At 57.4% G+C, this 21,440-nt stretch carries 16 protein-coding genes; 7 read left to right on the forward strand and 9 right to left on the reverse strand.

The features are described from left to right. Positions 1-4: 4 nt before the first annotated feature. Positions 5-340 (reverse strand): helix-turn-helix domain-containing protein, encoded by a 336-nt coding sequence (locus tag AC5S3R_RS15190; protein WP_494267949.1) that lies wholly within the window; start codon positions 338-340, stop codon positions 5-7. Positions 341-1,554: 1,214 nt separating this feature from the next. Further along, positions 1,555-2,964 carry a phosphopyruvate hydratase gene (gene eno / locus AC5S3R_RS15195; protein ID WP_494267950.1) on the reverse strand — a complete coding sequence of 470 codons (1,410 nt, stop codon included), beginning with the start codon at positions 2,962-2,964 and terminating at the stop codon, positions 1,555-1,557. Positions 2,965-3,317: 353 nt separating this feature from the next. Here eno and AC5S3R_RS15200 point away from each other — a divergent pair, with 353 nt between their 5' ends. The 5 genes from AC5S3R_RS15200 to glmM all read left to right on the forward strand — a co-directional run bounded on the left by AC5S3R_RS15200 (position 3,318) and on the right by glmM (position 9,734). Further along, the gene (locus AC5S3R_RS15200) at positions 3,318-4,337 is read left to right on the forward strand and encodes a hypothetical protein (RefSeq protein WP_494267951.1); all 1,020 of its coding nucleotides are present in this window, start codon (positions 3,318-3,320) and stop codon (positions 4,335-4,337) included. A 171-nt stretch (positions 4,338-4,508) separates the two neighbouring features. Further along, entirely contained in the window at positions 4,509-5,576 is a 1,068-nt protein-coding gene (locus AC5S3R_RS15205) for a lysylphosphatidylglycerol synthase transmembrane domain-containing protein (protein ID WP_494267952.1), read from the forward strand. Between the two features lie 74 nt (positions 5,577-5,650). Then, complete coding sequence (locus AC5S3R_RS15210) at positions 5,651-6,403, forward strand: hypothetical protein (RefSeq protein ID WP_494267953.1); 753 nt, start codon at positions 5,651-5,653, stop codon at positions 6,401-6,403. 536 nt (positions 6,404-6,939) lie between these two features. Next, positions 6,940-8,373 (forward strand): exodeoxyribonuclease VII large subunit, encoded by a 1,434-nt coding sequence (gene xseA / locus AC5S3R_RS15215; protein ID WP_494267954.1) that lies wholly within the window; start codon positions 6,940-6,942, stop codon positions 8,371-8,373. Then, a complete protein-coding gene (gene glmM / locus AC5S3R_RS15220) occupies positions 8,370-9,734 on the forward strand; it encodes a phosphoglucosamine mutase (protein WP_494267955.1) in 1,365 nt (454 codons plus the stop codon). The genes xseA and glmM overlap by 4 nt, the downstream gene beginning before the upstream one ends. A gap of 10 nt (positions 9,735-9,744) precedes the next feature. On the opposite strand, the gene polA is transcribed toward glmM, so the two are convergent. The 6 genes from polA to AC5S3R_RS15250 form a co-directional block, all read right to left on the reverse strand. Beyond that, on the reverse strand, positions 9,745-12,438 hold the full coding sequence (polA, locus tag AC5S3R_RS15225; protein ID WP_494267956.1) for a DNA polymerase I: 2,694 nt from the start codon (positions 12,436-12,438) through the stop codon (positions 9,745-9,747). A 13-nt stretch (positions 12,439-12,451) separates the two neighbouring features. After that, on the reverse strand, positions 12,452-13,528 hold the full coding sequence (gene queA / locus AC5S3R_RS15230; RefSeq protein WP_494267957.1) for a tRNA preQ1(34) S-adenosylmethionine ribosyltransferase-isomerase QueA: 1,077 nt from the start codon (positions 13,526-13,528) through the stop codon (positions 12,452-12,454). Then, on the reverse strand, positions 13,525-14,232 hold the full coding sequence (locus AC5S3R_RS15235) for a lysophospholipid acyltransferase family protein (RefSeq protein WP_494267959.1): 708 nt from the start codon (positions 14,230-14,232) through the stop codon (positions 13,525-13,527). The genes queA and AC5S3R_RS15235 overlap by 4 nt, the downstream gene beginning before the upstream one ends. 33 nt (positions 14,233-14,265) lie before the next feature. Beyond that, positions 14,266-15,513 (reverse strand): ABC transporter permease, encoded by a 1,248-nt coding sequence (locus tag AC5S3R_RS15240; protein ID WP_494267960.1) that lies wholly within the window; start codon positions 15,511-15,513, stop codon positions 14,266-14,268. Continuing rightward, positions 15,506-16,408 carry an ABC transporter ATP-binding protein gene (locus tag AC5S3R_RS15245; RefSeq protein ID WP_494267961.1) on the reverse strand — a complete coding sequence of 301 codons (903 nt, stop codon included), beginning with the start codon at positions 16,406-16,408 and terminating at the stop codon, positions 15,506-15,508. The genes AC5S3R_RS15240 and AC5S3R_RS15245 overlap by 8 nt, the downstream gene beginning before the upstream one ends. 142 nt (positions 16,409-16,550) lie before the next feature. Next, positions 16,551-17,897 carry a Gfo/Idh/MocA family protein gene (locus tag AC5S3R_RS15250; RefSeq protein WP_494267962.1) on the reverse strand — a complete coding sequence of 449 codons (1,347 nt, stop codon included), beginning with the start codon at positions 17,895-17,897 and terminating at the stop codon, positions 16,551-16,553. A 126-nt stretch (positions 17,898-18,023) separates the two neighbouring features. Here AC5S3R_RS15250 and recG point away from each other — a divergent pair, with 126 nt between their 5' ends. Next, entirely contained in the window at positions 18,024-20,297 is a 2,274-nt protein-coding gene (recG, locus tag AC5S3R_RS15255; RefSeq protein WP_494267963.1) for an ATP-dependent DNA helicase RecG, read from the forward strand. Between the two features lie 3 nt (positions 20,298-20,300). Here the strand turns inward: recG and AC5S3R_RS15260 are convergent, their stop codons facing one another. Then, a complete protein-coding gene (locus tag AC5S3R_RS15260) occupies positions 20,301-20,720 on the reverse strand; it encodes a hypothetical protein (RefSeq protein WP_494267964.1) in 420 nt (139 codons plus the stop codon). Between the two features lie 256 nt (positions 20,721-20,976). On the opposite strand from AC5S3R_RS15260, the gene acpS reads away from it, so the two are divergent. Beyond that, on the forward strand, positions 20,977-21,360 hold the full coding sequence (acpS, locus tag AC5S3R_RS15265; RefSeq protein ID WP_494267965.1) for a holo-ACP synthase: 384 nt from the start codon (positions 20,977-20,979) through the stop codon (positions 21,358-21,360). Positions 21,361-21,440 lie beyond the last annotated feature (80 nt).

A 21,440-nucleotide genomic window follows, 5' to 3' on the forward strand; every position in this document is an offset into this window, starting at 1 on the left:
GAGATTATGCGACTGCAAGTGTGCGACTGCCGACTGGTTTCTTTGCCGGATGCACCTTGATTTCGATGTCGTAGCCAAGTTTGTTGAGACACTCCATTAACTTAGTCTCGGAAAGGTTGGTAAAGTCGCCGCGGATAATACCAGAAACTTTAGCTTGTGAAATCCCCATCTGTTTAGCAGCCTGCTGCTGCGTGAGACCAAGACGGCGCATCGCTAGAGTGATTTCAATGGCGAGGCCAGATTTAATCAGGAGCTCTTCAGCATCGGGAAAGCCGAGATCAGCAAATACGTTGCCGGAGCTTACTTCGTATTCAATTTTCTCCACTGTGCGCTTTGCCATCTCCTTTGCGAGTCTCCCTTGCTGCTATCAACCTGCTTGCGTGTCACCAATTCAGAATTTCCAAGTTGAACCGCAGTTATCACAGTGCGCTCGCGTTACCCACTCTTTTCTTGATAGTCCAGTGGCCAGTAGTGAAACTCCACCTGTCAACGCAGCCGCTGTTGCTTTCTTGCCAGAAATTCCAGCGTCTCTCCGAATTGCTTTCTTTCGGACGGTTCCCTGGGTCTGGCAATGCGGACAAATCATGTGTGGACTTAGTGGCCCATATGCCGCAACTTTAGGGTCTATCTTCGACCCTTGATTACCGAACCAAATAGCAATCCCAATACCTATCGGGATGCAACTCAGGAAGGAGTAGAACATCCCCTTTGAAAAACCAAAGGATGCAATCAGGATGGTTGGAAGAAAAACGAAGCCGATCATGCCTAGAGCTAACAGTAGACATCCCAAAAGGGTTTTGCTCTCTTGAACCTGGAAACACGCTGGACAAAGAGTGCGCTTTGAATCAGCAGGAATATCGACACCACACTTTCGACATTGCATTGTGTGATTCCTCGCCTACAAGCTACGATTTCCCTTGCCCCAACTATCGTTTGTTCCGCCGCATAGGGTCGGATTTCCATGCGCGTCCAGAAGGATTGCTCGGGTTTGGCGATCACGTTTCGGCAGCTTCTCAAGATGGCGCCGGAAACCTTGTCCTACCTTGTCTTGTGCAAAACCGCTGCTGCAATCTGGGCATAGTTCATCGGACAACTGATCGATTTCCTGATTGGAAGCCATAGCAAAAACTCTCCCCGAACATGGAAATGCGCGGCAGTACTCGCAGGCGAGACTAATCTGCCAATTGAAAACAATTAGTTAATGAATCTTCATTTGAATAAATACTAGGGTGGGAAATTATAAACGTCAATTTCTTTATATGGAGATTGGCATGTAGCTTTAGCAAAAAATTGCAGTTGATGGCGACGAACGCAACCGCAGATCCTTCACTCCGCCTGAAAACGGCTTCGCTCAGGATGACACGGCTATTTTTTGTGGCGGACCAGAGATGGGAAAACTGGCAGTATGGATATCCCAAGTCTCCAAAAGAAGGAGACCTGGGGCACCCAGCATTTGTGCAATGCCCTGCGGCTTTTTCTGCCGCAGGGTATGGATGGCACGGAGTTAGTTGCAGCACGGATGGCGCGCGGAGCGCGCAGTGGCTGCATGCAATGCTAGCCGTTGTAGTTGAGGCTTTCGATGCCGAGGAATTCAGCCCCCGATCCCAGCTCTTCCTCAATGCGAAGAAGCTGGTTGTACTTAGCGATGCGATCAGTACGGCTCGCGGAGCCAGTCTTAATCTGGCCCACCCCCGTAGCCACAGCCAAGTCAGCAATGAACGTATCTTCCGTTTCACCCGAGCGGTGGCTCATGACCGACGTGTAGCCGTAGCGGCTGGCGAGCGTGATAGCGTCCAGCGTTTCCGTCAGCGTACCAATCTGGTTGACCTTGATGAGAATCGAGTTACCCACACCCTCTTCAATGCCGCGCTGCAGGCGCTGCACGTTCGTCACGAAGATATCGTCGCCGACAAGCTGGATGCGGTTGCCAAGCTTTTCCGTCAACACACGCCAGCCGGCCCAGTCGTCTTCCGCAAGGCCGTCTTCCAGCGAAACGATGGGGTACTGCCGCGCCCAGTTGGCCCAGAAGTCCACAAGCTGCTCGCTGGTGTACTCGCTCTTGTCGCCCTTCTTGAAAACGTACTTGTTCTTTTCCTTGTCGTAGAACTCGCTGGCGGCGGGGTCGAGAGCGATGCTGATCTGCTCGCCGGGCTTGTAACCTGCGGCCTCAATCGCCTCAAGAATCAGCTCAACAGCCTCGTCATTCGACTTGAGCGAAGGAGCAAAGCCGCCTTCATCCCCAACAGCCGTGTTGTAGCCCTTCTTCTTGAGCACCGCCTTGAGCGCGTGGAAGGTCTCCGCCGACCAGCGCAGCGCATCGCTGAAGCGTTCCGCGCCGACGGGCATCACCATGAACTCCTGGAAGTCCACGTTGGAATCGGCATGCGCGCCGCCGTTCATCACGTTGAGCATCGGCGTGGGCAGGATGGCAGCATTCACGCCGCCAAGATAACGGTAGAGCGGAATCTCAAGCGTCTGCGCAACAGCGCGGGCCGAAGCCAGCGAAACAGCCAGAATTGCATTCGCGCCCAGCTTGCCCTTGTTCGGCGTGCCGTCGAGCGCAATCATTGTCTGGTCGATGAGGCGCTGGTTGGCGGCGTCCATGCCCTCAAGCTCAGGAGCAATCACGCTCTCCACATTGTCCACGGCCTGCAGAACGCCCTTACCGCCGTAAACGCTCTTGTCGCCGTCGCGAAGTTCGACAGCCTCATGCTCGCCCGTCGAGGCGCCGGAGGGAACAATGGCGCGGCCCAGCGCGCCGGATTCGAGGATAACGTCAGCTTCAACGGTAGGGTTTCCGCGGGAATCAAGCACTTCGCGTGCACGAATAGCAGCAATCTCAGTCATATCAGTCCTCGCAATGCGATGCAGCAGCCGGTCATTCAGTTTGGGACGGCGGTCAACAGGCACGGAGTTACCGGCAAGACTCTGAATCGTCGTCAGAAGCTCTGGTCCGCGCGCCATTATTCACTATCCCCAAGATGATTTCAGTTGAATTCAGTAAATGTTTCCACGGGCATTCTAACAAACCGAGCTTTACAGCTTGATGTGGCAGAGATCACTGCTTTGTGACCGCATGGCGCCAGTCCGCATAGAACCAGTCCGCGGGGTGACAAGGATGATTCTTGCCACAGAGGGAACTTCGCACGCAGGATTCCACGCGCAGGGATTTACACAGGGCTAAGCTCAATTTGGTGAGTTAGATTTCTGGATTCCCGCGCTTTTGCCACCACAACCGGGCTGCGGAAGCGGGGTCCAACTAGATCAAAGAAGAGCTTGGGCGGCATTGGTCCGCCGTGGATGCGGAGGAATTGGCAATGAGTTTTGAGATGCGGAGAACCGTTTTGCTGGGATGCACGATGGCTGCGCTGACCGTAACGGCACGGGCGCAGCAGCCTGCCCAGCCGGCGCAGAACGATCAGCAGGACCAGTACCAGGGGCAGTCTAACCCTCCCGTCGATGACGTGATTACAGTGGCTCCGCCGGCACAGATGAAGCCGAAGCCCGCGCCCGGCAAGCCTATGGCCGCGCCCACGCCGCAGGCGGACGCGAACAATCCCATCGTGAACGGAGCGGACCCGAATGCCGGAATGCCCGCCACGCAAGCCGCACAGGCCCCGCAGAATGCCGTAGCGTATCCCTCGCCTGCCCCGGACAATGGGCAGGATAACGGCACCGTGCAGGTAGCTCCTCCCTCGCCGCAGCCCGTGCTTCAAACGCGTGCATCTGGATATGACCCGGACGGTGACATCGTGCATCCCGCGGCCCTGCCTCCGGGAACGCTGGAGGAAGGTACGCAGCTTCGCGTACGCCTGCTGACAGAGCTTTCTTCCACCCGCAGCATCAAGGGCGACAGCTTCCGTGGTCGCGTGGATTCCGACGTAATGCAAGACGGCCAGGTGCTGATTCCTGCAGGCTCAGAGATTGTGGGCAAGGTGGTGGATGCCTCCGGCGGTCACTTTGCAGGCCACGGAACGCTGCGCCTGCGTCCGGAAACGGTGATTCTGCCGAATGGGCAGCAGTACATGCTGGTGGCGCGGCTGGCGAGCGCGGAAAACACGCGCATGCGCGTAGACCGCGAAGGAACCATTGAAGCAGGCACACGGTACAAGCGCGACGGCGTGGAATATGCAGGTGGCGTGGGTACCGGCGTAGTAGCCGGAGCCGTGCTTGGCGGCCCCGTGGGCGCTCTGGCTGGCGGACTGGTGGGTGCAACGCTTGTAACGGCTCACCTGATGCTCGACCATCCGCAGGCAACGCTGGAACCGGGCTCCACGCTGCTGTTCACGCTCAGCAACCGCCTCAGCCTGGTATCGGCAGCCTCCACAGGAAATTAAATAACTATAAAAAGTTCACAGGCTCGGTTTTTGCGCTGCGGGGTGGTGCAAAACCGGGCCTTTTCTTTTGTTTGCGCCTAGGATTTTTTCGCATCGAAATAGCCATTAGAAGAAAGAGTTTACCGGCCCTGTTAGGCTGAAAACTGAAGATAGATTCCGGCAGGAGATAGCTTGAAAAAGAACCAACTGATTCTGAGCCTTGTTGTGGCTGCGTTGCTAGTCGTTCTGGGCATATGGGCGTGGCATAAGACTCAATTTGATTTTGGAACGTTTCGCGCGCAGCTTGCGCAGGCTGACTGGAGCAGGATTGGCTGGGCGCTGGCGTGCATTTACGCCGGATACATCATTCGTTCCATCCGCTGGGCGCTGCTCATGCGCCACAACCGGCGTGTAGGCCTCTTCTCCTTGCTCGGCACGCAAGTAATTGGCTTTACCGCCGTGGCGCTGATTGGGCGCGTGGCTGACCTGGTCCGGCCATATCTGGTCGCCAAGAAGACAGATACACCCGTCAGCTCGCAGATTGCCGTATACATCGTGGAGCGGCTTTCCGATGCAGGCGCAATGGCGCTGATCTTCTCTGCCGTGATTGTGTTTTCACCCAACTCCTCGCTGGTGCACCCGGAGCTTGTACGCAAGGCAGGCTATTGGGGATTGGCCGCAACCATCGCCGGAGCCCTGTTCCTCGTAGGCTTGCGCCTTTCTGGAAATGTTCTCGCCTCCCTCATCGAACACGCACTGGGCGTTGTCTCGAAAAAAATGGCAGCCGCAGTCGGAGACAAAATCCGAACCTTCCGCACAGGCTTGGACACCATCCGCTCGTTCTCTGATTTTGCGGCCCTGATTTCGCTTTCCGTGGTGATGTGGCTGCTAATTGCAGGCTCGTATCTGCTCACCATGCTGGCCTTTGTAAAGAGCCCCGAGTTGGCCGCCATGACGCCCGGCAAAGGTGTTCTGCTGATGGTTATAAGCGGCGGAGCCAGTGCCCTGCAGTTGCCCGTAGTCGGATGGTTCACGCAAATCGGCATCGTAGCCGCTGCCATTCATAACTTCCTGAATGCCTCCATTGAGGCCTCCACGGCAAGCGCCGCTACCTTGCTGCTGGTTACGTTTCTCGGCATTGTTCCGGTTGGACTCATCTGGGCGCAGTTCCAGCATGTAAACCTGCGCGGTGTAGCCGAAGAAAGCGAGCATGCGGCAGAAGTTACCGAGGCGGATATCGCCACAGGAACCACGGAGTAAATCACAGCTTCATAAGCGTCCAATTCGCTATATAGTGGATGGAAACGAACGCATCTCATACACGGAGCCATGCCATGAGTCTGATCCCTACAGACAAGTTTGAGCAGAATGATCCGTTGGATATCGAAGGCGTAAAGGCCGAGGTTGTACGCAATGAGCGCGCAGCGGCCAGCGTATCCCCGATTAACGAGGCAGCACCCGCACGGCGCAGCCGCAGCGGACTGACAGTGACCGCTTCTCCTGACGACAGCACCCCCATCAGTTCTCCCCTGAACTCATCCTTGCCCGCAGGCTCTCCCCTTCCGGCTGGCGCGGGAAGCGGTAGAGGCAGAGAGATTGGCCGGGGCAACCCACCCGCGCGGGCATTGGTTGCAGCGCAGGACGATGCTCCGGAAGATGTCTCAAAGGCCCAGCGCGCGCTGAACTCCATGAAGCAGGCGTTGCCGCTGGTGCAAAAGCTCTTGCCGCTGCTGGATGGCAATGTGCTCGCAGCCGTCAGCAACCTGCTTGCCCCCAAGCCGCATGTTCCGCAGCAGGTAAACCTGGCTCCGCTTGAGTCGCACATGACCGAGATGCAGTTGATGCACCACGACCTGCGCAGCACAGTGTCCGAGCAAAACACCAGCCTCAAGCGAGTGGAAGACCAGCTTGAGATGGTCAAGGAAGCCACCGACCGCAACACGCTGGAACAGCAGGAGCTTCTCGAAGACCTGCGCAACCTGGGCAACAAGTTCAACCTGGTCGCAGCACTGATTTTCGGCCTGCTCATTATCTCGGTGGTTCTGAATGCCCTGCTGTTCATGCACCTGAAGCAGGCCCTCCCATAGAGCCGTCCGGGCGGCTGTGGAAATCTCTTGTCAAGCCCCAACCCGAAAAGTATTTTCTAACTCCTTTATCATCAACACAAAAATCTTCAAACAGTTTGCGCTCAATTACGCAAAACCTGCCACAATAGAATCAGCAGCAGAAAACGGCCCGATTCCCAAGGAATCGGGCCGTTTTATTTTTCGCAACAAATCCGCCACAAATCCACGGAGGCCTCGGCCTCTGCAGTTGGAGACCGGGGATACTCATACCGCGAGTTCCCCCATTTCCAGCTATCCCACAAAGAAAGGAGAACCCAATGCCGTCAATGGCAGGCACAATCCCCTGTACCCTAAATCCCATACCCTATCCCCTGCCTTTGCACAGTTCCGGAATAAAGATTCTGCACAGTCCCTGTGCAATCCCCCGCAACCAACACAAAACAAACAACCTGGGGAAGCACCCCACTGTGCGCATACACACGGCGTTGCACACAACCTGCGCAACCCCGCCAATTACACTCAAGAAGATGACTCGCCGCGAACAGGAACCGGCTCAGATGGGCCTGCTTTTCGGAGCAGAAGAGCCCATTCCCCCGCCGGAACCTCCCCAGGACGCGCCCGCAGATGCACCGCTCAAACGCCGCATCTGGCCTGTGCATGAACTGGTGGAGCGCGCCCGCGAACTGGTAGAGCGCGAGTTCGCAGACGTGTGGGTAGAAGGTGAAATCTCCAACCTCCGCCCCGCCCCCTCCGGCCATCTCTACTTCACGCTAAAGGACGCTGACGCGCAGCTACCCGTAGTTCTCTTCCGCAGGCAGGCAACGCTGCTGCGCTTCCGCCCCGAAGATGGAATGCACGTCCTGGCACGCGGCCGCGTCAGCATCTATGACCAGCGCGGCCAGATGCAGCTCGTAGCAGAGACGCTGGAGCCTGTTGGAACCGGCTCGTTGCAGCTAGCCTTTGAACAGTTGCGCAACAAGCTTCGCGCAGAAGGCCTGTTTGAAACAGACCGCAAGCGCCCGCTGCCTGCATTTCCCCGCACTGTAGGCATCGTCACCTCGCCAACAGGCGCGGTAATTCGCGACTTCCTCAACGTAGCCGGGCGCAGGCACTCCGGGCTGAATGTGCTGCTCTTCTCCGTCACCGTTCAGGGCGACTCCGCCGAAAACGAAATTGCAAATGCCATTGCGAGCCTGAATGAAGCACGCCTCGCAGATGTAATCGTAGTAGCCCGCGGTGGCGGTTCGCTGGAAGACATGGCCGCATTCAACAGCGAACGCGTTGCGCGAGCCATTGCAGCATCGAAGATTCCAGTAGTCTCCGCCGTAGGCCACGAAACAGACTTCACAATCGCAGACTTCGTAGCCGACCTGCGAGCCCCAACGCCTTCCGCAGCAGCCGAGCTGATTACCGAAGCACAATTCAGCATCGCAGAGCGAATGGCGCGCCTTGACCACCGCTTGATTCGCGGAGCGCAGTTTCAGCTACTGCAATCCCGCCAGCGCATGACGCGAATTTCGACAAGCAGCATGGAAGCCCGCATTACGATGCTGCTGCACAGGCTTGCGCAGCGGGTGGATGATGCAGCGCTGCGCACGGAAGACGCACTGCGCAAGCAGACTCGCGAAAATGCCCGGCACGTAGATAGTCTGTCGGCAACGGTAATTCGGCACGACCCACGCCAGCAGCTTGGACTCACAAGACACAGACTGGTTGCGGGCTTTACGCGATTGGAGCGCGCGCTGGAACGCAGTGTAGACAGCAAGCACGCTCGACTGGATAAGTTGACGGCTCGACTCAATTCCCTTTCGCCAATGGCCGTGCTGGAACGCGGATACGCCCTGGTAATGAATGCTGAAGGAAAGCTGGTACGCTCAGCAAGCCAGTTAGCTGCGGGAGACACAGTGACAACACATCTGAACGACGGCACATTTACAAGCCGCGTGGAATCGACGGAAGCAGCAACGCACAACAAGAGACGGAGAAAATGAGCGCAACCAACGCACGAAAATTATTCGGAACGGACGGCATCCGCGCCGTTGCCGGAGAAGCGCCACTCGACGCACGCACAATCTACGCAACGGGGTTGGCATTGGGCCACTCGCTTGCAAAGAAGACGGCAGCACCGCGCGTGATTCTTGGACGCGATACACGCGAGTCAAGCCCATGGATTGCGGCAACAATTTCCGCCGGATTACGCGAAGCCGGCGTCACAATCGAGAGCGCGGGCGTAGTGCCAACGCCGGCGATTGCATTGCTGGCGCGCAAGCATGGCTTCGATGCAGGCGCGGTGATTTCCGCTTCGCATAATCCGTGGCGCGATAACGGCATCAAGCTCTTCGGCGGCGATGGATTCAAACTTCCGGACACGGTTGAGCTTGGCATAGAAGAAGAGATTCTGGAGCGTGTCGGTTCCGTTGCCGTCCCTGATGTTGCTTCCCTGCCCCCTGTTGAAGACAACGCCGCGCTCAAGCATGACTACATCGAATTTTTGCTGCAGTGCGTCCCCGGATTAAATCTCAACGGATTAAAAATCGTAGCCGACTGCGCAAATGGCGCAGCAGCAGCGGTTGCTCCAGAACTCTTCGCACATCTTGGCGGCAATGTTGCGCTTGAAAACATTCAGCCAAATGGACGAAACATCAATGAAGGCATTGGCGCGCTACATCCGCAGTGGGTTGCGGCACAAGTAAAAGAGCGCGGCGCAGATATTGGGCTAACGTTGGATGGCGATGCGGACCGCTGCATGCTGGCAGGGCCGCGTGGAACTGTGGTGAATGGCGATTCCATCCTGCTAGTGACAGGCCGCGATTTGAAGTCGCGCGGACTACTTACTGGCGATATTGTTGTCGCAACCACCATGTCCAACATGGGCCTCGAAGCAGCATTGAAGCGTTCGGATATCAAGATGCTGCGCGCCCCGGTAGGCGACCGCTACGTTCTCGAAATGATGCAGAAGAACGATGCAGCCCTGGGCGGCGAGCAATCAGGGCACATTCTCTTTCCGCATCTTGCAACAACCGGCGATGGATTGCTTACATCTCTTGTGGTGCTAGACCTGATTGCACGCAGCGGCAAAAGCATCGACGAACTGACCGCAGACCTGAAGACCTTCCCGCAGGTAATTGTGAATGTAAAAGTGCGCGAGAAGAAGCCGCTGGAGTCGATTGCTTCCGTCGCCGCAAAAATTAAAGCAGCCGAAGAAGAGCTGCAGGACTCTGGACGCGTAGTGATTCGCTATTCCGGCACAGAGCCGCTGGCACGCGTAATGATTGAGGCCGAAAACGAAGAAGCCATGAAGCGCAATGCCGATGCGATTGCCGATGCGATTCGTGCCGAGTTGGGTGTTTAAGCTGGCGCGATTACAAATCGCGCCAGTTAGGACCAAAGCCGAGGTCTGCTACAAGCGGCACCTTGAGCTTGATGACGCCTTCCATCTCGGCTCGTACTAAAGCCTCCACTTCTTCCCGTTCGTCATCGGGAACTTCAAAGAGAAGTTCGTCGTGAACCTGCAGCACCATGCGCGTTTTCAGCTTGCGCTCGGTAAGCTTACGGTCAAGCGCTATCATCGCCAGCTTGATCAAGTCTGCCGCAGTGCCTTGCAGCGGCGTATTGATAGCAGTGCGTTCAGCAAAGCCGCGCTGGTTGGGATTGCGGCTTTCCATGTCGGGAATAGGGCGCAAGCGGCCAAAGAGCGTGCGCACGCTGCCACTGCGGCGTGTCTCTTCCAGCGTTTTTTCAATGAATGCCTGCACGCCCTGATAGCGGGCGAAATAACGGTCAATATAGCTGCGTGCTTCCGCTTGCGGAATGCCTAACTGCGCAGCGAGACCGAAGGGCGAGATGCCGTAAACAATGCCGAAGTTGACAGCCTTGGCGCGGCTGCGCGTCTCCTTGTCCATTGTGTCGGCAGGCACGCCGAAGACTTCGCTTGCGGTGAGCGTGTGGATATCAATGTCGTTTTGATAAGCATGGATGAGGAGCGGGTCTTCGCTGAAGTGTGCAAGCAGGCGCAGCTCGATCTGTGAGTAGTCCGCAGAGAGAAGCTGCGTGCCGGGCGCGGAGATAAAGGCTGCGCGAATCTCGCGGCCAAGTTCCGTGCGGATGGGAATGTTCTGCAGGTTCGGGTTGATCGAAGATAAGCGCCCAGTTGCGGTGGCCGCGGCCTGAAATGTTGTGTGCACGCGTGAGTCTGCGTCAGCAAGCAAAGGAAGCTGATCGATATAAGTGGATTTCAGTTTCGACAGATGGCGGTATTCGAGGACAAGACGCGGAACTTCATGCTTTTCTGCAAGGTTTTCCAGCACATCCTGCGCGGTGGAAATGGCTTTGCCTTTGCCGCGAACGTTGGGCGCGGGAAGGCCAAGGTCTGTAAAGAGAACGACGCCAAGCTGTTTGGGCGAGTTGATATTGAAGCGCTTGCCGGACAGCTCGTAGATGCGCTCACCGATGCGATTGATTTCTCCTGCAAAGCGTTCGGAGAGGCTGCTGAGCAAGGCTTTGTCGATGCGGACGCCGGCTTGCTCCATGCGATAGAGAACCGGCGCGAGTGGCAGGTCGATGTCGGTGTAAACAGAAGCAACTTGATACTCGTTGGCGTGTGCGCGAAGTGCAGGGATAAGTGCGTGAATAGCGGCTGCGGCGGCAGCAAGCGATGCGGGCGGCGTTTGCCCATTGCGCGCTGCCACGTCTGCGATGGATTGCGTAGAGTGCGTGGGATTCAGCGCGTAGGAGAGCAGCATGGTGTCATCTGCCGAGCCATGCAGCTCCACTCCGTTGTCATGCAGCAAATGCAAAGACTGTTTCAAGTCGTGCGCTTGCTTGTGGATGGATTTGTCTTCTAAGAGATTGCGCAACTCTGGCGTGAGTTCGAGCGAAAGAGCGGTTCCCTGCTCCGCGCACGCGCCTACGTGGAATTCATTTTTCTTTTCGACGGCTTCCGCAAGATCGAGTAGCGAGAGTGTCTGCGGCTCTTCTGATTCCTCTTCCGAGACTTGCGATGCAGAGGCTGTTGCATCAAGAGCAAAAGCAAAACCGTTTTGTTTGGCTGCACCGTAGAAGGCTGCGATTTGCTCGCTGGTCGGTGAGTCGAGAAGCTCTACTTCGATAGCTGGTGGCGCGGGAGCCAGCTCTTTCAGCATCGAGGTGAATTCAAGCTCGGTGAAGAGCTCGCGGCAGGCATCCACATCAAGATCCTGCGTTTGCATGGTCGCAAGGTCCAGCGTGAGCGGAACGTTCTGGTCGATGGTAACAAGCTCTTTTGAAAGCAGAACAGCATCGCGATTTTGTTCGAGCGATTCGCGATAGCTTTTACGCTTCACTTCTGCGGCGCGATCGAGGACAGCCTCTACGCTGCCAAATTCTTTAATGAGATCAACACTGCCCTTGTCGCCGATGCCTGGTGCGCCGGGAACGTTGTCGATGGTGTCGCCACGCAGAGCCATCACGTCGATGACTTTCTCCGGAGGCACGCCAAGGGTTTCTTCCACCTTGGCCGAATCAAGGATGAGATTGTCCTTTTGTGGGTTGAGGATTTTCACATGCGCGTTGACGAGCTGCATCATGTCCTTGTCGCCGGAGACGATGAAGACTTCGTGGCCTTGCTCGGATGCCTGGCGCGAGAGTGTGCCGATGACGTCGTCGGCTTCAAAGCCCTCGGCTTCAAGGATGGGAATGCGGAAGGCTTCGAGTGCGCGGCGGATGTAAGGAATCTGGCGGCGCAGGTCCTCGGGCATGGCTTCGCGTTTGGCTTTGTAGCCGTCGTAGCTGACTTCTTCAAAGGCTTGCAGCTTGCTGTTCCACTTGCGCAGCGTGCCGATGGCCAGAGCACGCTCGTCGCGGAAGACCTTGCCGCTGACATCGAAGACCGCAGCGAAGTAATGCGGCGCAAAGTCCTGGCGCAGCTTGTTAATCATGTTCACAAAAACATAGGTGGCCGCAGTGGGCAGGCCGGAGCGCGTGGACATGGGGCGCGAACGCTGCATGGCGTGGTACGCGCGGAAGATGAACGACATAGTGTCGAGCAGGAAGACGGGTTGTTGCACTTCGGTTGGCACGTTGCTCAGTTTATCAGCGAAGGAACATGCAGTCGCCATAGCTGAAGAAACGATATTTTTGCGCGACGGCGTGATTGTAAGCGGCAAGCACGTTTTCGCGCCCGGCAAAGGCGCTAACCAGCATTAACAGGCTCGATTGCGGCAGATGGAAGTTGGTGAGCAATGCGCCTACGAGACGAAACTGATAGCCGGGGGAGAGGAAGATTTGCGTTGTACCGCTGTGCGGCTGCAGCGGCATGCCGTTGGCTTGCTGCGCACAATGCTCCAGCGTGCGAACGGTTGTTGTACCAACAGCTACGATGCGCCGGTTGCTGCGCACAGCGGCGTTAATGGCATCTGCGGTTTGAGCGGAAAGTGTGTAGCGTTCGCGGTGGAGATGGACCTCATCGATTCGCTCAACGCGCAAGGGCGCAAAGGTGCCGAGACCAACGTGGAGGGTGACGCGGGTTGTTTCTACACCGCGTGCGGCGATGGCCTCAAGAATTTGTGGCGTGAAGTGCAGGCCCGCTGTTGGCGCGGCTACTGAGCCGCGTTCGTGTGAGTAGACAGTCTGGTAGCGCTCGCGATCGGTATTGGCATCGTCGCGGTGAATGTAAGGCGGCAGCGGCATGTGGCCGATGCGTTCCAGCGCTGCGTAGAAATCATCTGGCGGCGCAAACTGCAAAAGACGCTCTCCGAATTCGCCTCGGTCTAATACTTCGGCTTCCAGTTCGACCTGGCCGGATGCGGATGAGAATGCGAGGTGTTCCCCTACAGCTACTTTTTTGCCGGGGCGGACGAGGGCTCGCCATCTGTTTTCCCCTTCGGGTTCGGTGAGCATGACTTCGATGCGGCCCGTGGCGGCCTCACGGTCGCGGATGGTCGTGCGCTGTGCGTAGAGACGAGCGGGAATGACGCGGCTGTCGTTCATTACAAGCAGATCGCTGGGGTTGAGTTGATTCACGAAGTTTGCAAATAAGGAGTCAGTTAACTCGCCGGTGGTGCGGTCCATCACGAGCATGCGGCTTGTGCCGCGCTCGGCAGGCGGCTGCTGCGCAATTAGCTCTTGCGGAAGATGGAAGTCAAAGTCGGAGACTTTGAGATTGCTCATGATGCCGCCTTATCCTGAGCCTTGTTGAAATGCTTCAGAGCGCGCAGACGCGCGGTTTCAATGGCGGCGTTCAGCTCTTCGCGCTTAGGCTCAAACTGATCGGCAGACGTGTCGGTTGGTACGTGGGTCCAGGGACCCCAGCTCACTACGATTTTCGTGAAGGGCTTGGGAATGAGGAAGCGGTCCCAGGAGTTCATGACCCAGGCATTTTCCGGCTCAAGATGGAAGGCGCCGATGCGTGCGCCGGTGAGTTGTGCCAGCTTGATGGGGCCCATTTTTGTTTGATAGATGGGACCACGTGGACCGTCAGCGGTGAAGATTGCTGGCTTTCCTTCTTCGAGAACCTTCTTGAGTCCAAGCAGCCCTTCGCGACCAGAGCGCGAACTGGAGCCTCGCACGGCATCAAAGCCAAACATGCGCAGAATGCGGGTAATCAACTCACCGTCAAAGCTTTGGCTGATTAGAATGACAGCGCCGGTACGGCGGAAGTAATGCGCACAAGGCAGAACGCACTGATGCCAGAAGCCGAAGATTTCCGCGCCGGCTCCGCGGCCATCAATGAGCGGGGTCACGCCTTCCGGCGCGATGACCTCGTAACGCCAGGTAAGACCCATGAGCCAGAGCAGCGTCCAGACGGTACGCGGAACGATGGCGAGGATAATACGCTGGCCGAGGGTAAAGTTTGTTGCGGAGCTTGCGGTCACTCTCTTGATTTTATCCGTTGAGTGACCGCAACTCTAGCTGTAACGCAGCCAACGCAGCAGTTCAGGCAACGTGGCGCGTTTGCCGTACATGAGGATGCCGACGCGGTAGAGGCGCGCGGAGACCCACAGAATGGCCCATACGCTGAGAATCATGATTGCGATGGAGGCGGCGAACTGCCATATGGGCGGCGTGGCCGCGCCCATGCGCAGCATCATGATGATGGGCGCGGTGAGCGGAAAGAGCGACGCGGCAATGGACCAGATGGAGTTGGGATTATTCAGGATAAAAACGATGAACGAAAAGCTGAGAGCTATCGGCACGGAGACCAGCGGCGTATACATCTGCAGCTCCTGCTCGGTTTCGCAGCTTGCGGCAAGGCCGGCGAAGATGGAAGAGTTCAGCAGGTAGCCAAGGAGGAAGTAGACAAGAAAGATCACGGCTTCCAGCCATGAAAGATGAATCGACAACTTCCCGGAGAGCACGGCCGCAGCGGTGGGATAAGTAGCAATGGCCGCGCCGGCAACGCCCCAGATGGCAAGCTGCGTGATGCCAACGGCGCCAATTCCAATGAGTTTTCCTGCAAGCAGGTCACTGGCTTTGACCGAGGAAAGCATGACCTCGAAGATGCGCGAGGTCTTTTCCTGAATGATGGAGCGGCCCACATTCATGCCGTAGAGCAGACTGGTCATCATCAGCAGTAACGCCATGACGTATCCCTTCAGATAAGAACCCACGCCGCTGCTTTTCACTTCCTTGCCAGCTTTGTCTACTTGCAACGTATCCACGGAAACGGTCTTCATGATGGCATCGACATCGGCCTTGCTCATGCCTCGTGCGTTGAGCCGCTCTGCAGAAAGCGCGTGGTTAAGCGCGGATTCCACGCGGTCAGCAATCAGGAAGTCGCCGGAGGACTGCGAAGTATAGCTAGCGGCGATTTTTCCGGATGGGTCCACGTCGAGCCAGAGCAGGCCATCCACCTCTTTGCTCCGCACCTTGTTTACAAGGCTGTCGCGCTCGGCTGCCGAGGACGGGAGAATCACATCTACGGTGGTTTGAGATTCTTTATCCGATGTAAGCTGCGTCTCGATGTCGCCGGCAAGCCTGGTATCTGTGGTGGCGATAAGGATATGTTTGCCGACGCCTGAGTTTTTGCCCGCCAGAACGCTTACGCCGATGACGGCAGCGAAGATAACCGGCACAAGAATGGTGGAAAAGCGGAAGGCGCGTCCGCGAACCTGCTCAAGATACTCGCGCTTTGCGACCAGAAAGATATTACGCATCGGCCTTGCCTCCCACAGTTTGGATAAAGATTTCTTCAAGTGACGGCTCAACCAGCTCAAAGCGGTAGATGGTAGCTTTGGACGCCGCTTCATGAAGCAGCTTTTGCGCATCGCCCTCGGGCTTGAGCTTGATTTCTGCGTGACCGGAAAAGTTGTTCGCTTCGGCAATTTCCGGGCTCTGCAGGAAGGACGAGTCGCCTTCAAACTCGATGAGCACGCGGTCGCGGTTGTAGCGGGATTTAATCTCGCGAACGCGGCCTGCAAGCACCGCTTCCCCTCTGTTCACAAGGCAGATGGAGTCGCAGAGTTTTTCCACCTGGTCCATGCGATGCGTGGAGAAGAGGATAGCTTTGCCCTGGTCCTTCAGCTCAAGCAAGGTGCGCTCCAGCAGCGTGGCGTTGACGGGGTCGAGGCCAGAGAATGGCTCGTCCATGATGATGAGGCCGGGGTCGTGAAGCAGAGAGGAGATGAACTGAATCTTCTGCTGCATGCCCTTCGACAGCTCTTCTGTTTTCTTTTGCAGGGCGTCGGCGATTTCTAATCGCTTGGACCACGCTACAGCGCGGGTCTGCGCATCGGCTGGCGCAACTCCATGAAGCTCGCCAAAAAAGACAAGCTGGTCAATGACCTTCATCTTCTTATAGAGGCCGCGTTCTTCCGGCAGATAGCCGACACGCTCCAGGCTTTTGCGTTCAAAGGGCTTGCCGAAGAGGTTGACCTGGCCGGAGTCAGGCATGGTGATGCCCATCATCATACGGATGGAGCTGGTTTTTCCGGCTCCGTTGGGGCCGAGCAGGCCAAACATCTGGCCGGCTTCAATAGACAGGCTGAGGTTGTTGACGGCGACCTTGTTTTCGTAGGCCTTGGTCACTCCCGCGAGTTCGACAACTGGCATGGATTCTCCCGAAGGATCTGCTGCGTTGCTAAAAAAATACGTGCGTGGGGCAGACTGGGTTTGCGAACTGCGAGCAGTTTAGCAAAACTCCCAAATTACCCCCGCACGTAATACGCAATGGGCTTCAAATAGTTCCGTCGGCTTATAGCAGTTTCATGGCCTCGGGGTCCCAGCGGACAACCTGGCCGCGGTCAACACTGAGGTTGGCAAGCAGAGCTGCTCCGGCTGCGCGATAGCCGAAGGTCGCATCTTCTACTGGCTGCTGGCGCGTACGGACGGAGTTGAAGAAGTTTTTGAAGTGCTCGTGGCTGTCATCCGAGCCTTCCGGCGCGTTGTAGCGCTCCACGCCGCCATCGGGAGCGGTGTCAAAGCCGCTCTCGGGATACTTGGCTTTATAAGCAGCGAGGATTTTTTCCTGCATGGCTTCCGGGAAGGTATCAACGGTGTAGCCCGGCGCTTTCTGGCGCGGAACGCGACGGACGCGAACACTGCCGCTGCTGACTTCCATGGTGCCTTCGGAGCCGGTGAAGGTGAGGCCTTCGCCCTCGCTGCCGCCGTCTACAAAGTTGACGCGCAAGCTGAGATTGAAGCCTTCGGAGTAGTCGAAGAGACCGAGAACAACATCATTCGCATCGCGACCGTCCTTCCAGAAACGGATAGCGCCGGTGGCCATGGCACGCGTGGGGCCGTGCGAGCCAGTAATGAAGTGCGTGCCGCTGAAGAGATGCACGAAGAGGTCGCCGGCAACGCCGGAGCCGTAAGCCTTCCACTTGCGCCACTGGAAGAAGTGCTCGGCGTTGAAGGGAATTTTCGGCGCGGTGCCGAGAAAGCGCGTCCAGTCGCAGGTTTCCGGGCTGGCGTCGAGCGGAACTGTGTAGTTCCACGCGCCGATAGATGTATTGCGGTCCCAGTAGGCGGTAACCATATTGAGCTGGCCGATGGCTCCGGACGCCAGCAGTTCCTTTGCCTTGATGTACGTGGGCGCGCTGACGCGCTGGCTGCCAATCTGCAGAATGCGCTTGGTCTCGCTGGCGGCCTTAATCATCTCCGGTCCGTCAGCGTACTCGTGAATCATGGGCTTTTCGCAGTAAACGTCTTTGCCGGCCTTCATGGCATCAATGGAGACCTGCTTATGCCAGTGATCGGGCGTTCCGACGATGACAGCATCGATATCTTTGCGGGCAAGAACTTCGCGGTAGTCGCGCGTGGTGAAGACGTCATTGCCCCACTTCTCTTTCGAGCGCGCAAGACGGCCACCATAGCAGTCGGCAACGGCAACAAGCTTGACGCCGGGAATGGAGACGGCCACGCCGGTGTCGCCCTGCCCCTGACCTCCCGCGCCAATGAGGGCAATCTGGATGTGGTCGTTAGCGGCAACGGGTTTTGTGTCTGTTTCCTGCGCGGACAGCAAGGGAATACCGGGGAGGGATGAGGCTACGGAGACAACTCCGGCAGCGCGAAGAAAGTTACGGCGGTTCCAGATGACCATGAACAGGCTCCAACAGTTCGATTTGTTTTGCCGTACTCCACGATAACGCATGAGGCGCGGCTTGAGTTATTCCCACACTTCAGCAAAGCGCAATGCTTTAGCATCCATGATGAGATAACTGACGTGATGGAGCTTAAGACAGAGGTAATGTATGCACGCGGCGTGGGGCCGCGCGTGGCAGAGATGCTGGCGGCCAAGGGCATTGTGACTGCCGAGGACCTGCTCTATCACCTGCCCTTTCGCTATGAAGACCGGCAGAATCCCCGCAGCTTGGACGAGCTGAAGCCGGGCGAGATGGCCAGCGTGATTGCGGAGGTGCGCGGGACGGCCCTGTTGCGCACGCGCAAAGCGCCCATCTTCGAACTGACTTTAGGCCAGGGCCGGTTCGCCATGAAGTGCATGTGGTTCAACGGAACTTATCTGCAGGGCAAGTTTGAGCCGGGGCAGACGGTGGCCGTCTTTGGCAAGGTAGAGCCTTCGCGTTCCACTTCCAACATGAAGATGATTAACCCGCAGTGGGAGTTGCTGCCTGACGCAACGGACGACGCGGAGACGCATCTGCTGGAAGTTGGGCGGATTACTCCCGTGTATGAATCGCTGGGAACGCGGCTGGCTTCGCGGTGGCAGCGCAAAGTTATCTTCAACCTGCTGGAAGCCATGCGTGGCGCGATGCCGGAGTGCCTGCCCGCCGCAATGGTGGAGCGGCTTGGTCTTCCGGACCGCGAGACTTCGCTGCGCGAGGTGCATTATCCGCTGGAAGGCACTTCGATGGCGGACCTGCAGGCGTGGGCAACGCCTGCGCACAAGCGGCTGATTTTTGAGGAGCTGTTTTTCCTGGAGCTTGGGTTGGAGCTGAAGCGGCGCAGGCTGCGCGAGCGCGCCGGTATTGGCTTTGAGACCAATGACAAGGTGCGCGAAGCCATTCGCGAGGTGCTGCCGTTTCATCCCACAACGGCGCAGAAGCGCGCGCTCGGCGAGATTGTTGCCGACATGAAGCATCCTTCGCCGATGCGGCGTCTGCTGCAGGGCGATGTAGGCAGCGGCAAAACGATTGTGGCTCTGCAGGCAATGCTGGTGGCAATGGAGAACGGCTATCAAGCCGCGCTGATGGCTCCCACGGAGATTCTGGCCACGCAGCATTTTCTTGCGGCGCGCAAGCTGCTGGAAAAATCCTCGCGCAAGTACCGGATCGTTCTGCTGACCGGCTCGCAGGATGAGGACCGCAAGCGATCGAATCGCGGGCTTATCAATCGCGGCGAGGCGAATCTGGTAATTGGCACACATGCGCTGATTGAAGAAAAGGTAGAGTTCGACAAGCTTGGCCTCGTCGTTGTCGATGAACAGCATCGCTTTGGTGTTCTGCAGCGCTTCCGGCTGATGAAAAAGCCGAACCAGGCCGAACCCGATGTGCTGGTGATGACCGCAACGCCGATTCCGCGCACGCTGGCGCTTTCACTCTATGGCGATTTGGATTTAAGCGTGCTGGATGAGCTTCCGCCGGGGCGCACTCCGATTGTGACGCGTCGCGTAACCGATGAGCGCGCCGAGGATGTGTGGAATTTTGTGCGCAAGCAGGTGAAGCAGGGACGGCAGGCTTACGTTGTCTATCCCGTGATTGAAGGCTCGCGGGATGACCAGCCGGAGCTGGATTTCTCGCAAGACACAGCACAGGCGGCAGTAGCAGTCGAAGCCGCAAAACCGCGCAAGGTTGCGAAGAAGGGCAAAACCGCGGACCTGTTCCCTTCCGCAGCGAAAGGAACTCGCTCGAAAACAAAGTCGAACCTGAAGTCCGCCACGGATATGTATGACAAGCTGCGCAGCGGGCCGCTGAATGACTTGCGCATTGCCTTGCTGCATGGGCGGCTCAGCGCAGACGACAAGGAAGTCATCATGCGGCGCTTTCAACGCGGCGAGATTGACGTGCTCATCTCAACAACCGTGATTGAAGTTGGCGTGGACGTGCCAAATGCAAGCGTAATGGTGATTGAGCATGCGGAGCGATTCGGGCTGGCCCAGTTGCACCAGTTGCGCGGACGCGTAGGACGTGGAGCGGCGAAGAGCTATTGCATCCTGATGACCGGCGCTCGCGTGAGCGAAGAAGCGGAAGAGCGATTGAACGCGATGGTTCGCACTCAGGATGGCTTTGAACTAGCCGAGCTGGACCTTTCCATGCGCGGGCCCGGAGAGTTCTTCGGCACGCGGCAGGCGGGGCTCCCTGATTTCCGCGTTGCTAATCTTGTACGCGATCGCAAACTGCTGGAGATTGCCAAGATGGAAGCGGCACGTTTTGCAAAACCCGACCCGAAAAATTCCGAAGGAACAGAAGCGGAGCGGGCGCGCGTGTGGGCAAGACTCAAGGAAGCATGGCAGCGCAAGTATGGCCTGGTAGAAGCAGGCTGAGGCTCAGGCAACCCCCTTGGACGGGGCTCCGCTCGCGGAGGAGTTCTGCGCAGCCTTGTTCGGCATGGTTTGCACCTGCAAATCAATGCTGGCAATTTCCATTCCGCAATCCTCCACATGGTTGCGGGTGCAGTGGCAAAGTTCGGTCATGCGGATGTGGCCGCTCTGGCTCAGCTCAACTCCAGCAGCAACCATTACGCTGTAAATCTCCAGGCACGATTGCCGTTCAAACTCGAACAGCATACTGACGCGGCCCGTGTCACTGGCGCTGCGGCTCAGCACCCATCCGCCACAGCCAAGAATGGCTCCGCTGAGCGTGCGCACCAGGTGCAACGGGTCAACTCGAGAGATGGCTTGCATCTCCAAGGCCCATGGCACGCTGACCGGCTGCACCAACTCGCGTTGTGGAAGATTAAATCGCACACTCGGTTTATCGGGGCACACGTGCACAACATGATTCCTGTTCGGGAGTTGAACGCTCGCCCGGCATGCTTTGACCGCCTTTGGTACAAGGATAAGAAAAAGCATACGATCCGGTTAACGGATGTACCGAAGCGCGACTGGATGCCGGTAACCGACGCGCCACGCAGGGTCATTAGCAAATTCTCATCTGCATCCGGGCAGCGGGATTTGCCGCGTGGGGTTTCGGCAGCAGCCGAAATCATGTAGCTTCATATCTATGATTGTCGGCTCGGGAATTGACCTGATTGAGATTGAGCGAATTCAGGAGTCGCTTGACCGCTACGGGGCACGCTTTCTCAACCGTATCTACACGCCCGCGGAGCAGGCCTATTGCATGCGGAAGAAGAATGCCGCCGAGAGTCTGGCCGCGCGTTTTGCCGCAAAAGAAGCCGGGGCAAAAGCGCTGGGTACGGGCATCAGCCACGGCGTTAACTGGCTTGAAATTGAAGTAGTTCGCGAACCCGGCGGCAGGCCGGCGGTCCTCTTTCATGGCCGCGCCGCGGAGCGGGCCACGCAGATGGGCGTGCGGCACTCCGCGCTATCTCTCACGCATTCAAGGACTACCGCCATGGCCAGCGTTGTGCTGGAGAATGAACCCTGAGTTCAGAGCCAATCGGCCTGCCGGGATGGCCCATTCTGGTATCCTCAAAGAGATTACTGTAGGTTGAGCGTTCCACCCGA

This window comes from Occallatibacter sp. FHG110214_02 (assembly GCF_059115385.1).

Excerpts from the sequence above, each read along its gene's own strand:
- AC5S3R_RS15190 (WP_494267949.1), bottom strand. The coding sequence starts at position 340 with ATGGCAAAGCGCACAGTGGAGAAAATTGAATACGAAGTAAGCTCCGGC.
- eno (WP_494267950.1), bottom strand. The coding sequence starts at position 2,964 with ATGGCGCGCGGACCAGAGCTTCTGACGACGATTCAGAGTCTTGCCGGT.
- AC5S3R_RS15200 (WP_494267951.1), top strand. The coding sequence starts at position 3,318 with ATGAGTTTTGAGATGCGGAGAACCGTTTTGCTGGGATGCACGATGGCT.
- AC5S3R_RS15210 (WP_494267953.1), top strand. The coding sequence starts at position 5,651 with ATGAGTCTGATCCCTACAGACAAGTTTGAGCAGAATGATCCGTTGGAT.
- xseA (WP_494267954.1), top strand. The coding sequence starts at position 6,940 with ATGGGCCTGCTTTTCGGAGCAGAAGAGCCCATTCCCCCGCCGGAACCT.
- glmM (WP_494267955.1), top strand. The coding sequence starts at position 8,370 with ATGAGCGCAACCAACGCACGAAAATTATTCGGAACGGACGGCATCCGC.
- queA (WP_494267957.1), bottom strand. The coding sequence starts at position 13,528 with ATGAGCAATCTCAAAGTCTCCGACTTTGACTTCCATCTTCCGCAAGAG.
- AC5S3R_RS15240 (WP_494267960.1), bottom strand. The coding sequence starts at position 15,513 with ATGCGTAATATCTTTCTGGTCGCAAAGCGCGAGTATCTTGAGCAGGTT.
- AC5S3R_RS15245 (WP_494267961.1), bottom strand. The coding sequence starts at position 16,408 with ATGCCAGTTGTCGAACTCGCGGGAGTGACCAAGGCCTACGAAAACAAG.
- AC5S3R_RS15250 (WP_494267962.1), bottom strand. The coding sequence starts at position 17,897 with ATGGTCATCTGGAACCGCCGTAACTTTCTTCGCGCTGCCGGAGTTGTC.
- recG (WP_494267963.1), top strand. The coding sequence starts at position 18,024 with ATGGAGCTTAAGACAGAGGTAATGTATGCACGCGGCGTGGGGCCGCGC.
- acpS (WP_494267965.1), top strand. The coding sequence starts at position 20,977 with ATGATTGTCGGCTCGGGAATTGACCTGATTGAGATTGAGCGAATTCAG.